The 14154-nt window shown below is 72.5% G+C and carries 6 protein-coding genes and 1 pseudogene; all 7 read left to right on the forward strand.

All coding sequences use genetic code 11. The annotated features are described in order from the left end of the window. Positions 1-5: 5 nt before the first annotated feature. The 7 genes and pseudogenes from ACIPEP_RS12235 to ACIPEP_RS12265 all read left to right on the forward strand — a co-directional run bounded on the left by ACIPEP_RS12235 (position 6) and on the right by ACIPEP_RS12265 (position 14079). On the forward strand, positions 6-1418 hold the full coding sequence (locus ACIPEP_RS12235) for a serine/threonine-protein kinase (protein WP_071296246.1): 1413 nt from the start codon (positions 6-8) through the stop codon (positions 1416-1418). Further along, positions 1415-7267 carry an Ig-like domain-containing protein gene (locus tag ACIPEP_RS12240; RefSeq protein ID WP_402717420.1) on the forward strand — a complete coding sequence of 1951 codons (5853 nt, stop codon included), beginning with the start codon at positions 1415-1417 and terminating at the stop codon, positions 7265-7267. Before ACIPEP_RS12235 ends, ACIPEP_RS12240 begins: the two co-directional genes overlap by 4 nt. A gap of 98 nt (positions 7268-7365) precedes the next feature. Continuing rightward, positions 7366-8337 carry a MoxR family ATPase gene (locus ACIPEP_RS12245; RefSeq protein ID WP_070416281.1) on the forward strand — a complete coding sequence of 324 codons (972 nt, stop codon included), beginning with the start codon at positions 7366-7368 and terminating at the stop codon, positions 8335-8337. Further along, a complete protein-coding gene (locus ACIPEP_RS12250) occupies positions 8334-9749 on the forward strand; it encodes a DUF58 domain-containing protein (protein ID WP_083294951.1) in 1416 nt (471 codons plus the stop codon). Before ACIPEP_RS12245 ends, ACIPEP_RS12250 begins: the two co-directional genes overlap by 4 nt. Further along, a complete protein-coding gene (locus ACIPEP_RS12255; protein ID WP_402717421.1) occupies positions 9746-12244 on the forward strand; it encodes a transglutaminaseTgpA domain-containing protein in 2499 nt (832 codons plus the stop codon). The genes ACIPEP_RS12250 and ACIPEP_RS12255 overlap by 4 nt, the downstream gene beginning before the upstream one ends. Further along, positions 12241-12309, forward strand: a pseudogene (locus ACIPEP_RS12260) (zinc-ribbon domain-containing protein); the annotation flags it as partial. The gene ACIPEP_RS12255 and the pseudogene ACIPEP_RS12260, both read left to right, overlap by 4 nt. 3 nt (positions 12310-12312) lie before the next feature. Further along, on the forward strand, positions 12313-14079 hold the full coding sequence (locus tag ACIPEP_RS12265) for an FHA domain-containing protein (RefSeq protein ID WP_402717536.1): 1767 nt from the start codon (positions 12313-12315) through the stop codon (positions 14077-14079). Positions 14080-14154: the final 75 nt, after the last annotated feature.

Raw genomic sequence — 14154 nt, forward strand, 5'->3', positions numbered from 1 at the left:
GGACGATGGCGCGACGCCTGCCGTCCACCCCGCCCGTCATCGCGGGCTTCAGCCCCGTGCACGTCCTCGGTTCCGGTGGCTTCGCGGACGTCTTCCTCTACGAGCAGGACATGCCGCGCCGGCAGGTCGCCGTGAAGGTCCTGCTCGACGAGGTCGTGGACGACCGCGTCCGGCAGATGTTCCAGGCCGAGGCGAACCTGATGGCGCGACTCAGCACGCACCCGTCGATCCTCACGGTGTTCCAGGCGAGCGTGGCCTCCGACGGCCGCCCGTACCTGGTGATGGAGCTCTGCTCGTCATCCCTCAGCGAGCGGTACCGCCGCGAGCCGATCCCCGTGTCCGAGGTCCTCGCGATCGGCATCCGCATCGGATCCGCGCTCGAGACCGCGCACCGCGAAGGCGTGCTGCACCGCGACATCAAGCCGTCGAACATCCTGCTCACGGCGTACGGCAACCCGGTGCTGTCCGACTTCGGCATCGCGGCGACCATCGGCGAGGCCGACCCCGACGAGCCGATCGGCATGTCGATCCCGTGGTCCGCGCCCGAGGTGCTCATCGACGAGTCCCGCGGCACGATCCAGTCCGAGGTCTACTCGCTGGCGGCGACGGTCTTCTCCCTGCTCGCGGGCCGGAGCCCCTTCGAGGTCCGAGGCGGCAAGAACGGCGCGGCCGACCTCATGGGGCGCATCGACAAGGGCGGTGTGAAGCCCACCGGGCGGACCGACGTCCCGCCGTCGCTCGAGCGGCTGCTCGCATCCGCGATGTCGCGCAAGGTCGCCGGTCGGCCGTCCACCGTCATGGAGCTCGTCCGTGGGTTCCAGCAGGTCGAGGCCGAGCTCGGCATCCCGCAGACCTCGGCGGACGTCGCGGTCGAGGCGTGGGCCGTCGCGACGCCGACCCCGCACGGTGACCGGACGATGATCCGCGAGCTCCAGCCCCCCACCCGCGTGGGTGCACGTCGTCGCACGCGCAAGGCGCTGCAGGGCGGATCGGCGGGGGCCGCAGCGCAGAGCGTCGGCACCGTCCACCGCACCGGCTCCGTCACGCGCGCCCGCCGCCGCACACGGTCGACGTTGGTCTGGGCGACCTCGATCGCGGTCGTGGTGGTCGCCGCACTCGCCGTCGCCACCGTGCTCGTCATCGGTCGCCTCGGCTCCGGCGCGATCCCGGTGGTCGCCGACGTGCGCGCCGAGCCGTCCCCGTCGTCCGTGACCTTCACCTGGGCCGACCCGGGCCTGCGCACGGGGGACACCTACGTCATCTCGTCGAACGGTGCGGCGAGCCAGCAGACCGGCACCAGCTTCGTCGTCTCGGGTCAGAAGGGCGACGAGGAGTGCATCGCCGTCGCGGTCAACCGCGACGGCAAGACCGGGGTCGCGAGCGCCCAGAAGTGCGCCACGATCGGGAGCGCCGGGTGATCCGGGCGTTCCTCGCCAAGCACCGGTCCGCAGCGGTGACGGTCGGCGCCTCGGTCGTCGTCGGCGCGGTCGTCGCCACCGCGGCCATCGCGTCGACCGGGTACCACACGCAGCGGGTCGACCTCGGTGACGGCACAGTGTGGGTGCCGTCCGCCGAGTACGGTGCGGTCGGCCGGGCGAACACCGGGGTCCTGCAGCTCAACACCGCCGTCGAGACCGCGAGCGACGACCTGTCCGTCCTGCAGCGCGGCTCCACGGTCTACAGCGTCGACGAGACGAAGGGCACGGTCGCGAAGGTCGACGTGGCCGACGCCACGGTGGCCGACCCGGTCACGCTGCCGGCCGGGACGCCGCAGGTCTTCTTCGCGGGTTCCACGGCGGTCATCGGCAACGGGGACACCGGCGAGCTCTGGGCGACCCCGGCGAAGGACCTCGGCGAGTTCGACGCGTCGACGAAGGCCGACCTGACGCTCGGCGCCGACGCCGTCTTCGACGCCTCGGACGACCACGTCGCCGTGTACTCGCCGAAGACCGGCACCGCCGCACTCGTCGACGTCGGCACCACGCCGACGGTCGCGAAGCGGTGGACGGTGAAGATGGACCGCGCCGACGACTTCCAGGTCGCGTCCTTCGGCGACCACCTCGCCGTGCTCGACCGCAGCTCGGGCCGGATGTCGGTGGACGGTCGCACGGTCGACCTCGGTGACCGCGTCGGCAGTGCGCCCGCCCTGCAGCACTCGACGGACAGCTCGTCCGAGGTCGTCGTCGCCGGCACCGCCGGACTCGTCCGTGTCTCGGCATCCGGCGACGTCAGCAGCACTGCGATGCAGGTCTCCGGTCGTGCTGCACGACCGATGGTCGTCGGCTCCTGCACGTACGCGGCGTGGGCCGGCGGGCAGGCGATCGACACCTGCAAGGGGTCCGGGCTGCAGCGACTCGCGAGCACCGCGGGCACCGGGGACCTGCAGATCCTGCACAACGGCGAGACGGTCGTCGCGAACGACCCGCAGAGCGGGCGCTCCTGGGCGATCGACCGGAGCGGACAGCTCATCGACAACTGGGCCGACCTCATCAAGAAGGACGAGGACCAGCAGCAGGAGCAGGTGTCCGACGACGACCCCGAGGTCGAGAAGGACCAGAAGCCGCCGGTGGCGGTCGACGACGACCTGGGCGCTCGTCCGGGACGCACCACGAGCCTCCCGGTCCTGCTGAACGACTACGACCCGAACGGCGACCCGATCGTCGTGAGCGAGGTCGGGAAGATCGACGACGCCGTCGGCGACGTCGCGATCGTCGGCGACGGCCAGCGCCTCCAGATCACGCTGTCCGGCCGCGCCACCGGGACCGTCTCCTTCCCGTACACGATCACGGACGGCAACGGCGGGTCGGACACCGCCACCGTCCGGGTGACCGTCCGCCCCGACTCCGAGAACGACCCGCCCCGACAGGTCCGCGACACCTCGGCCGACGTCGTGCAGAACGGGCACGTCGTCTCGAACGTGCTCGGCGACTGGGTCGACCCCGACGGCGACCCGGTGTACCTCAAGTCGGCGACCGCGGCCGACGGGGACCGCGTGTCGACGACGCCCGACGGGCTGCTCGACTACCGGAACGCGAGCGCGCGGACCGGTGACCGCGCCGTGCAGCTCGTCGTGAGCGACGGGCGTGCGGACGGTCGGGGCTCGGTCACGGTCCACGTGGCGAAGCAGGGGAGCGTGCCGCTCTACGCCGACCCGTTCCCCGTGCAGGGGTACGCGGGCAAGGCGTTCACGGTGGACCCGCTCGACCACGTCCGCGGCGGGAACGGCACCGTCACGCTCACGAGCGTGTCGTCGTCGACCGGCCTCACCGTCACCCCGAGCTACGACTCCGGCACGTTCCGCGTGCAGGGCGCCGGCGCGGGGGACCACCAGCTCGAGTACACCGTGACCGACGGCACGAAGACGACGAGCGGCATAGTGCGCGTCACGATCCTCGCCCCGCCGGACGCCTCGACCGCGCCGATCACGACGCCGAAGACCGTGTTCGTCAACACCCTGTCGACGAAGGACACCGACGTCACCGCCACCGACATCGACCCGGCCGGCGGCGTGCTGCTCGTGACCGCGCTCGACGGTCCGGGCCGTGGTTCCGGCGTCGAGGCGAGCATCCTCGACCAGCACACCGTCCGGGTCACGCTCACCGCGCCGCTCGACGGTCCGGTCTCCTTCGGCTACACCGAGACGAACGGACTCGCCTCGGCGACCGGCACGATCACGGTCGTCGAGATCCCCAAGCCGGACCGGATCCAGCCGCCCGTGGCGCAGCCGGACACCGCGACCGTGCGGGTCGGCGACGTGGCGAACATCGACGTGCTCGACAACGACACCCAGCCCGAGGGGGAGCCGCTCACGCTGCAGCCCGACCTCGTGCAGAACGTCCCCGGCGACGGTGGCCTGCTGTTCGTCTCGGGCGACCACCTGCGGTACCTCGCCCCGAAGACCCCGGGCAACTACACCGCCGTGTACCGGGTCGCCGGGCCCGACGGCCAGTACGCCGACGCGACCGTCTCGATCTCGGTGCGCGAGCAGGACGCCGCGACGAACAACCCGCCCGTCCCGCAGACGGTGACCGCGCGGGTCGTGGCCGGGCAGTCCGTCCGGGTGTCCATCCCGTTGAACGGGATCGACCCCGACGGTGACTCGGTGCAGCTCGTCGGTGTCGCGTCGAACCCCGACAAGGGCTCCGTCGCCGACGTGTCGTCCGACTCGCTGACGTACGAGGCCGGCGACTACTCCGCCGGCACCGACGAGTTCACGTACACGGTCGTCGACGCGCTCGGCGCCCGTGCGACCGGCACCGTGCGTGTCGGCATCGCGCCCCGCGCGGAACAGGCGTCGAACCCCGTCGCCGAAGCCGACCACGTGACCATCCGGCCCGGCGGCTCGGTGACCGTGCGGGTCCTGCAGAACGACTCCGACCCCGAGGGTGGGCAGCTCACCGTCACGAAGGCCGAGCCCACCGCCGAGTCGGTCTCCGCCAAGATCCTGCAGAAGCAGCAGATCCGGGTCACACCGCCGAAGACCGCGAAGAACGGCGACTACGCGGTGCTCTACACGGTGACGAACGAGAACGGCGGGGCGAGCACGGCCTTCCTCACCGTCACGGTCGACCCCGACGCCCAGCCGCTGCGGCCCGAGGTCGACGACACCACGCTCGACCTGCAGGACATCCTGCACCGGCAGAGCGTCACGGTCGACGTCCTCGAGAACGTCTTCTTCGCCGAGGGGACCACGGCCGACCTGAAGGTCGGGGTCGTCGACGGCTACGGCGACAACGCCCGCACCACCGACGACGGGCGCATCGTCGTCCGGCTCTCCGACGACTCGCAGGTGATCCCGTTCTCGGTCGCCCGCGTCGACCACCCGGACATCGTCTCCTACGGGTTCATCCACGTGCCCGGCTTCGACGACGCCCTGCCGCAGGTCAACCGGACCGCCGGTGCCATCACGGTGAAGAGTGAGGCGACGGTCCGGATCCCGCTGTCGAAGTACGTGGTCACCGCGAACGGGCAGACCGCGAAGATCACCGACCGCGGCACGGTGAAGGCGACGCACGCGAACGGGCAGAGCCTCGTCGTCGACTCCTCGACGCTGCAGTTCACCTCGTCGAAGCTCTACTACGGCAACGCCTCCATCTCGTTCGAGGTCACCGATGGCTCGAACGCCAACGGCGGCAAGGGACGCGTCGCGACGCTCGTGCTGCCGGTCAAGGTCACGCCCCGGTCCAACCAGCCGCCGGCGTTCACCGGCTCCGCCGTCGACATGCAGCCGGGGGAGTCGCGCACGATCGACCTCAGCAAGCTGACCGACTACCCGTACCCGCAGGACCTCCCCGAGCTCAAGTACTCCGTCGTCAGCAAGCCGAGCGACGGCACCACCGCCACGATCAGCGGGCAGAACCTGACGATCAAGGTCGCCGACACCGCGAAGAAGAACACGACCGCCTCGATCGGCATCGGGGTCGCCGACGACGCCAACGCCGGCCGGTCCGGGGTCGTGAGCGTCGACGTCGTCGCCTCGACGCGGCCGCTCGTGCAGCCGGGGGCGGACAAGTCGGTCACGAAGCGTGGCCAGACGACCACGATCGACGTCCTCGCCAACGACCAGCCCACGAACCCGTTCCCTGGCCAGCGGTTGCGCGTCGTGAACATCCGCGGCCTCGGCGGTGGGCTTCCCGGCGGCGTGACCGTCACGCCGAGCGCCGACAAGTCGCGGCTGCAGGTCAGTGTCTCCGACAGTGCGAAGCCCGTCGACACGCACCTGCAGTACCAGGTCGCCGACGCCACCGACGATCCGGACCGGTACGTGTGGGGCGACGTGACGATCTCGGTGCAGGACGTTCCGGACGCTCCGGGGGCCCCCACCCGCACCGGCTCGTACGAAGGCGGGCAGGCGACACTGACGTGGTCGACGCCGCAGGCGAACAACTCACCCATCACCGGCTACCGACTGCAGGGTACGAACGGGGTGTCGAAGGACTGCGGTACGGCGACGGTCTGCACGATCAAGGGGCTCGACCCGAAGGGCTCGTACCAGTTCTCCGTCGTGGCCACGAACGCCGTCGGCGACTCGGCCGCCTCCGCGAACTCCGCGCCGATCAGCGCCGACTTCGTCCCCGCGCCGCCCACCGGCATCAGCGTCACCCCGAGCAAGAGCACGCCGAACCAGCTCGACGTGACCTGGAACGCGGTCGCGGCGCCGAACAACGGCAGCGCCGTGGACAACTACGTCGTCTCGATCGAGGGGCCGGACCTGTCGACGACCCGCAGCACGGGCACGGCCACGAACACGTCCTTCACGGGGGCGCAGAGCGGGGCGCAGTACACGGTGACGGTGTCCGCCCGGAACGGCGCCGACCGCAACGGGACCGTGGTGCAGTGGAACTCGGCTTCGGCGACCGGCTCCGCCGTGGGCGTGCCGGGCAAACCGACCAACGTCTCCGCCGTGGCGGGGAAGAACCCGGACCGGGACGGCAAGTCGTCGGTCACCGTCACGTGGAGCGCCGCCGACCTCGCCGGCGGGACGAGCGGCTCCTACAACGCGTTCCGTGGCGCGCAGAGCGACTGCACCGCCCGAGGCTCGCTCGGCCAGACGAGTCCCGCGAGTGACTCCGGCGTCGGCGGCGGGACGGCGACCTACTCGGTGACCGTCTGGAACGGCTACTTCTGCAACGCGCAGACGACGACCACCCAGACGTACGAACGTCCTTCGGGTACCTCGACCCCTGCGGTGTTCCTCACGTCGGACAGCTCCTCGACCCCGGACGTGGTCGTCGCCGCTCCGACGACCCCGGTCGACCATTACCAGCTGGAGGTGGGCGGCGCTCCGATCACGCTGCAGCCCGGACAACGGTGGAGCGGGGTGCCCGGTGACGGTGCCCGGAACGTCGCGGTCGCGATGACACTGCGCGCGTGCGGGAGCCCCGGCTCGAACTTCTGCACGACGGACGACGGCTCCTCGTACACCGCGAACATCGCCGCGCTCGACGCGACGTCCTCGGTGACGAGCGCGCAGCTGACCAAGCCGATCACGGTGAGCGGGCCGACGTCCTCGGCGGTGTCCGTGCGGTACACCGCCTACTGGTACTCGACCGACGACGGCAGCGGCTTCCCGCGGACGGACTCGTGGGACGCGGGTGCTGCCGCTCCACAGCCGCCGGACGATCTGCTCTTCACCGCGAAGTCGGTCCGAGTCCGCGCAGAGGTGACCTTCAACGACAACGGGACGCTGACGACGAACGGCGACTACTCACCGTTGGCGGCCGTCGCTCCGGCGCCCGCTGACTCCGGAAACGCGGCGGGCAACTGAGCAACTCACGGGACACGCCCTACGCTGCCCAGTAGCGCTCGCCCGATCACTTCCCCCGACGGCAACTGACCATCCCCGAGAACGAGGAACGACACCGCATGAGCATGACCCCGGAGCAGGCCACCTGGTTCGCCGACGTCGCAGGCCGCATCGTGACCAACGTCGAGCAGGTGCTCCTCGGGAAGACGTTCGTGATCCGCCTCGCGGTCACGGCGATGCTCAGCGAGGGGCACCTCCTGCTCGAGGACGTCCCCGGCACGGGCAAGACGAGCCTGGCGCGGGCGATGGCCCAGAGCGTGCAGGGCTCGACGAACCGCATCCAGTTCACGCCGGACCTGCTGCCGGGCGACATCACGGGCATCAGCGTCTACGACCAGAAGACCCAGGAGTTCGACTTCCACCGGGGCCCGATCTTCTCGAACATCGTGCTGGCTGACGAGATCAACCGTGCGAGCCCGAAGACCCAGTCGGCACTGCTCGAGGCGATGGAGGAGTCCGCCGTCACGGTCGACGGCGTGAACCACCGACTCGCGGCGCCGTTCATGGTGATCGCGACCCAGAACCCCGTCGAGCAGGCCGGCACGTACCGCCTGCCGGAGGCCCAGCTCGACCGCTTCCTCATGAAGGCGTCGATCGGGTACCCGGACCACGCCGCGACGGTGAAGATCCTCGAGACGTCGTCGGCGCCGTCGAGTTCGGTGCCGCTCGCGAGTGTCGTGCCCGCGGCCACGATCACCGAGATGGCGACGCTGGCGCGCTCGGTCCACGTCGACCCGGTCATCGCCGACTACGTGGCCCGACTGGTCGACGCGACCCGCTCGGCGAGCGAGGTCCGGCTCGGCGTCAGCGTCCGCGGTGCGATGGGCCTCATGCGCGCCTCCCGCGTCTTCGCGGCGTTGGCCGGGCGCCACTACGTCACGCCGGACGACGTGAAGGCACTCGCGGTGCCGATCCTCGCGCACCGCCTGGTCCTCGACGCCGAGGCGGAGTTCGACGGCGTCAGCGCCACGAGCGTCATCGCACAGCTGCTGGTCGAGACCCCGCCGCCGGCGGACCGGGCCGGGTCGTGACCGACCGCCGGCCCGTCTCGACGCGCTCGCGCCGTCCGTCCTCGACGCGGTCGCGTCGCGGCTCGACGGCCTACGAGCGCACCGGGACGGTCGCCGGCCTCACGAACGTCCGGACGCGCCTGGTGGGCGACCGGGACGGCGTGGCAGCGGACGCGGTCGTCGGTCTCGCCAGGGCCTGGTCGACGGCCTGGAGGCTCGTCAAGCGTGGGTGGGCAGAGGTCTCGTCCGTGGTCACCGGCCTCGGGTGGACGGTCGCGGCGCTCACGCTGGTCGCGTTCGTGCTCGGCTACCGGTTCGGCCTGCGCGAGGTCGTCGTCGTGGGCTTCGCGGGGGCGCTCCTCGTCGTCGTCGCTGCGGTCGCGCTCATCGGCCGTTCTCGGCTCGTGATCCGGATGCGCCTGCCGCAGCACCGGGTGGCGGTGGGCGATGCCGCCGGCGTGGTGGTCACGGCGGAGAACCCGGTGCGGTTCCCCTCGGTCCCGACGACGGTCGAGGTGCCGGTCGGGTCCGGGCTGGTGGACGTGGCGATCCCGTCGATCGGCCCGCGCGGCACGTTCGAGCGCGAGGTCCCGGTGCCGACGGTCCGGCGCGGCGTGCTCGACGTCGGTCCGGTGACCGGTGTGCGAGCGGACCCGGTCGGCCTGGTCCGGCGCGAGATCGTCTGGACGGCCCGGGAGCAGGTCATCGTGCACCCGCGGACGATCGCGATCCCGTCGACGAGCACCGGCCTGGTGCGGGACCTCGAGGGGCAGGCGACGACCGACCTGTCGCCGTCCGACATCGCCTTCCACGCCATCCGGGAGTACATGCCCGGTGACGATCCCCGCACGATCCACTGGAAGTCCACGGCGAAGTCCGGTGCGCTGATGGTGCGGCAGTTCGAGGACACCCGGCGGTCGCACCTCGTGGTCGCCCTCGGCCTCTCGCGTGCGGAGTTCGCCGACGACGAGGAGTTCGAGCTCGCGGTGAGCGCGGCAGCGTCGCTCGGCGCACGCGCGATCCGCGACGGCCGCGAGGTCACCGTGGTGGTGTCGGAGCGGACGCCGGAGTTCGCCAAGCGCCCCGTGTACGCCGTGCACCCGCTGCCCACCGTGACGCCCACCCGCCTGCTCGACGACTTCGCGTCCGTCGGACTCGCCGACGCCTGCCTGCCGATCGCCGAGGTCGCGCGCATCGTCGGCACCGACACCGCGGGCATCTCCGTGGCCTTCCTGGTGGTCGGCTCGACGGTCGAGTTGCCGGCGCTGCGATTGGCCGCCACGCGGTTCCCGGTCGGCGTCGAGGTCGTCGCCGTGATCTGCGAGCCCGAGGCCCAGCCCCGGTTCCTGCGTGTGGCGGGCCTGACGGTGATGACGATCGGCTACCTCGACGACCTCCGCCACGCGCTGCACCGATCGGCGTCGGCCGCATGAGCGTCGCAGCGGGCCCGGACACCCGGGCACGGAAGACGGTCCGGCGCGATGCCCGCCGTGTCGCTCGCCGCCTCTCGCCCTTCCGGCTCGTGGGTGGCACGCTCGCCGTGTGGCTGGTCCTCGCCGTCGCGAGCGTCGCCTGGTGGCCCGTCTACCGCGACGACGCGATGATCGTCGCCGCCGTCACCGCGGTGGTGTTCGGCACGCTCGTCGCGCTCCTGGGCACGGTGTTCCGGCTGCCGACCGCGGTCGTCGCCGTCGCCACGGTCGCGGCGTTCGCCCTCACCGGCGTACCGGCAGCGGTGCCGGGCGAGGCGAACGGGATCCTGCCGACCGGCCAGGGACTCGTCGACCTGTTCGCCGGCGTCGCCCTCGGCTGGAAGCAGCTGGTGACCATCAGCCTGCCGGTCGGCTCCTACGAGTCGTTGCTCGTGCCGTACTTCGCGACGTTGCTCGTCGCCACGGTGACCGGCGTGAGCGTGGCGACCCGCGCCTCCAGGCAGGAACTCGCCAGCATCCCGGCGCTGGTGGTCTTCGCGGCCGGTGTGGTCGTCGGACCCGGTCGGCTCGACACGTCGGTCGTGACGGCCGTCGCGCTCACCGGGATCGCGCTGGTGTGGGCGCTGACGGTGCGGCACGCACGGCGTGCCGTGGCCGTCGCGACGACCATCGGGTCCCGGGTGCCGGTGGCGCGTTCGGTGATCCGGCCGGCGCTCGTCGGGACGGGGACCATCGTCGCCGCGGCGGTCGTCGCGACCGGACTGGGGCTCGTCGCACCGCCGTCCGTCGGCCGCACCGTCGCCCGGACCGACGTGGTGAAGCCGTTCGACCCGCGGGACTACGTCAGTCCGCTCAGCGGCTTCCGCGCCTACGAGGAGGACACCGCGTCGAACACGCCGCAGCTCACGGTCACGGGGCTGCCGGAGAACGGGTTCGTCCGGATCGCCACGCTCGACACCTACGACGGGGTCGTCTACCGCGTCGGCGGGTCGGACGGATCGACGGCGTCCGGGACCTTCGAGCGCGTCCCGACCTCGGTCGACGTCCGGGGCGTCGAGGGGACGACCGTGCGCGTCGGTGTCCGGGTCGACGGGTACAGCGGGGTGTGGCTGCCGACGGTGGGCGACCTCGAACGGGTCGAGTTCACCGGGTCCGGCGCCGAGAAGGAGCGCGGCGCGTTCTTCTACAACGGCTCCACCGCGACCGGAGCGGTCGTCGGTGGCGTCGGTGACGGCACCCGGTACGACCTGACCGCCGTCGTGCCGGACCAACCGACGGACGAGCAGCTCGCGTCCGCACGCCCGGGGAGGGCCTCGGTGCCGACGCCGCGGTCGGTCCCCGACGCGGTGCGGGACACCGTGGACACCTACGCCGGCGATGCCGACACCGACGGCGCCAAGCTCGTGGCGATGGTGCAGGCGCTCAAGCGCAACGGGTACGTCAGCCACGGCGTCGGCGACGACCGAGCGAGTCGTTCCGGGCACGGTGCCGATCGCATCCAGGAACTCCTGACGTCGCCGCTGATGATCGGCGACCAGGAGCAGTACGCCGCCGCGGCGGCGCTGATGGCGGACCAGCTCGGCTTCCCGGCGCGCGTGGTCCTGGGGTTCACCGCCGGCGGCGACGCGGGCGGCGGAGCGGGCCGGAGCGCGACCTCGGGCGGGACGACGACGTTCCGCGGGTCCGACGTCACCGCGCGGGTCGAGGTCGACACGGCGCAGTGGGGGTGGGTCATGATCGACCCGAACCCCGCCGTCCGTGAGATCCCGGACGAGCAGCAGCAGACGCCGCAGCCGGTCACGCGCCCGGAGACGGTCGTGCCGCCGCCCCCGGCCGAGCAGCAGGACCAGTCGCAGCAGGCGCCGCCGCAGAGCGACCGCAACACGCCGCCGGTGCAGCCGCTCTGGTTGCAGATCCTGCTCGCCGTGCTGCCGTGGGCCCTCGGGGTGCTGGGGCTCGCCGCGCTCGTGCTGCTGCCGTTCGGCGTCATCGTGCTGCTCAAGCGGATCCGTCGTCGTCGCCGGCGCCGAGCCCCGACGCCACGTGCCCGGATCGTCGGGGCGTGGGACGAGTACCGCGACGCCCTGGTCGACCGGGGTCACGACGTCGCTCGGGCGGCGACCCGCCGCGAGGCCGTCGTGGGAGCTCCGGGGGAGGGCGGCACCGGACTCGCGGCGTTGGCCGACCGGTCCGTCTTCGGGCCGAGCGAGGCCGACGGCACCGCTGCCGACCGGATGTGGTCGGCGACGGACGACGCGATCACGAGCCTGCGGGCCGGTCGGACCCGCAAGGAACGGATCCGCGCGGCGGTGTCGCTGCGCTCGCTCCGCGTCGTCGACGCCTCGCGGTCTGCGCGGGCATCGGTCGCCTCCGCGGTGACCGCCCGGGGCCGACGCTCCACAGGTGGCCAGGGAGCCGCTGGGGGGCGCGACTACGATGGCGTGCAGGCCGGCGAGCGTCGTGGACGGCCGAGTGAGGACAGGCGGAACACGTGATCAGATGCGAACACTGCGGATCGACGCTCCCGGACGGAGCCATCTTCTGCGGTGAGTGCGGACGCGCCGTGACCGCTGCGGCGAGTCGGCGCCCGGTCGCGACGCCCCCCGTCGAGCAGGCGCCGCCGCCGCCGCTCCAGCAGCCGGACCTGCACGGACGCCGCCAGGACCCGGCGGCCGAGGCCTGGCTGCCCGAATCGACCCTCGACCCCGCGACCCGTGCCTGGCTGACGGGTGCGGAGCGTGGTGGCGAGCAGCAGCCCGCGGCCGTACCGGTCGAGCGTCCCGACGACTTCACGCCCCGGACGGCACCGAGCCACGTGCACGGGAGCGGCTCCGGGCTCACCGACTGGTCCGGGCAGCAGCCGGGTGGGGTCGGCCCGTCGGAGCCCGCCCGTCCGGCGGAGCCGTCGGAGCCGTCCCAGACCGACGAGCCGATCGCTCCGCGTGCGCCGGAGGTGCCGTTCACCCCGCAGCCGCCCGAGCCGCCGCTCGACCCGGACGCGTACCCGTCCGACGCCGACGCGAAGTCCGACTCGTCGCCAGAGGGGGAGGACCCCGAGGTCACCCGCATCGCCGAGCGCCCAGCCGCCCAGCGCTGGGCGCCGCCAGCAGAGCAGGCCGCTGCACCGGCGCCGTCCGGGCCCTCGTGGTGGGTCGGACGATCCACGGCTGCGAACGACTCCGCTGCGGACGCCGCGGACGCGACTCCCGACACCGCCGGTGCTCCGGACGCGGTCGTCTCTCCGCCGCAGCCCGGTGACACCGCGGTCGTCGAGCCCTTGGTCGACCGACGCCCGCCGCGACCGGCGCCGCTGGTCACTCCGGGCTCGCAGGCGACGACGTGCCACGTGTGCGGGCACCGTCTCGAGCCCGACGACATCTTCTGTGCCGAGTGCGGCGCCGTGCGGCCAGCCGTGACCGCGGCGTTCACCGGACCCATCGTGCCGCTCCCGATGGACCGACCCGACTGGGCGGCGGACGACGCCGCCGAGACTCCCGACGACGCGGTTGACGCTCCGGACGACGCGGCGGACGCTCCGGACGACGAGGTCACCGACGACGAGGTCGACGAGGTGTCGGACGACGCTGCTCCGGACGTCGTGCGTGACGGCGATGCGCTGCCGGAGCCTGCGGTCGCCGACGACGGCGCCGAGGGCTCCGCCGGTGTCCTCCCCTCGTGGGTGAACGGTGGCGGCGACGGTGCACCCGCCGGCGACACCCCGCCCCGACCGCGCGGTCTGCACGCGGCCCCGGAGCCCGAGTCACCAGCCGTCGGCACACCCTTCGTCCCGCCCGCTCCCGGTTCCGCGACCGTCCCGTCCTCCGCACCCTCAGCACAGGACAGCGGCGCGATCGGAGTACCGATGGCCGCGCCGCTGCCGCCGCTGCCCGGGGTGGACGGCGCCGCGCGCCCGGCTCCGTCGACGACCGACGCTCCGACGAGCGCCGACGGCGACCTCGAGGACGACGTCGACGAGACCCGCATCGTCTCCGCGACCCCGACCCACGCGCCCTTCGTGCTGCACTTCAGCACCGGGGAGCGCTTCGGCGTGCACGGCACCGGCCTCGTCGGACGACTCCCGCGCCCCCAGCCCGGGGAACGGTTCGACGACCTGCTGACCGTCCACGACCCGGGCAAGTCCGTGTCGAAGACCCACCTCGAGCTGGGGCGCGACGGCGACGACCTGTGGGTGTCCGACCGGTTCTCGGGCAACGGGACCGTCGTCCGGCACATCGACGGGTCGATCCGTCGCTGCGAGCCGGGCCGCCGCTACCGGGTCGAGCGCGGCGCGCGGGTGGACATCGGGGAGCAGTTCTTCCTCGTCCAGTGAGGGCGGGGGAGTCCTCCACAACGGTGTGATCGTCAGCGCTCTCCACAGTTCGGTGGCTGAGCGGCGGTGGCCCCG

This window comes from Curtobacterium sp. NPDC087082, from assembly GCF_044745045.1.
Taxonomy (GTDB): domain Bacteria; phylum Actinomycetota; class Actinomycetes; order Actinomycetales; family Microbacteriaceae; genus Curtobacterium.

Excerpts from the sequence above, each read along its gene's own strand:
- ACIPEP_RS12245 (WP_070416281.1), top strand. The coding sequence starts at position 7,366 with ATGAGCATGACCCCGGAGCAGGCCACCTGGTTCGCCGACGTCGCAGGC.
- ACIPEP_RS12235 (WP_071296246.1), top strand. The coding sequence starts at position 6 with ATGGCGCGACGCCTGCCGTCCACCCCGCCCGTCATCGCGGGCTTCAGC.
- ACIPEP_RS12255 (WP_402717421.1), top strand. The coding sequence starts at position 9,746 with ATGAGCGTCGCAGCGGGCCCGGACACCCGGGCACGGAAGACGGTCCGG.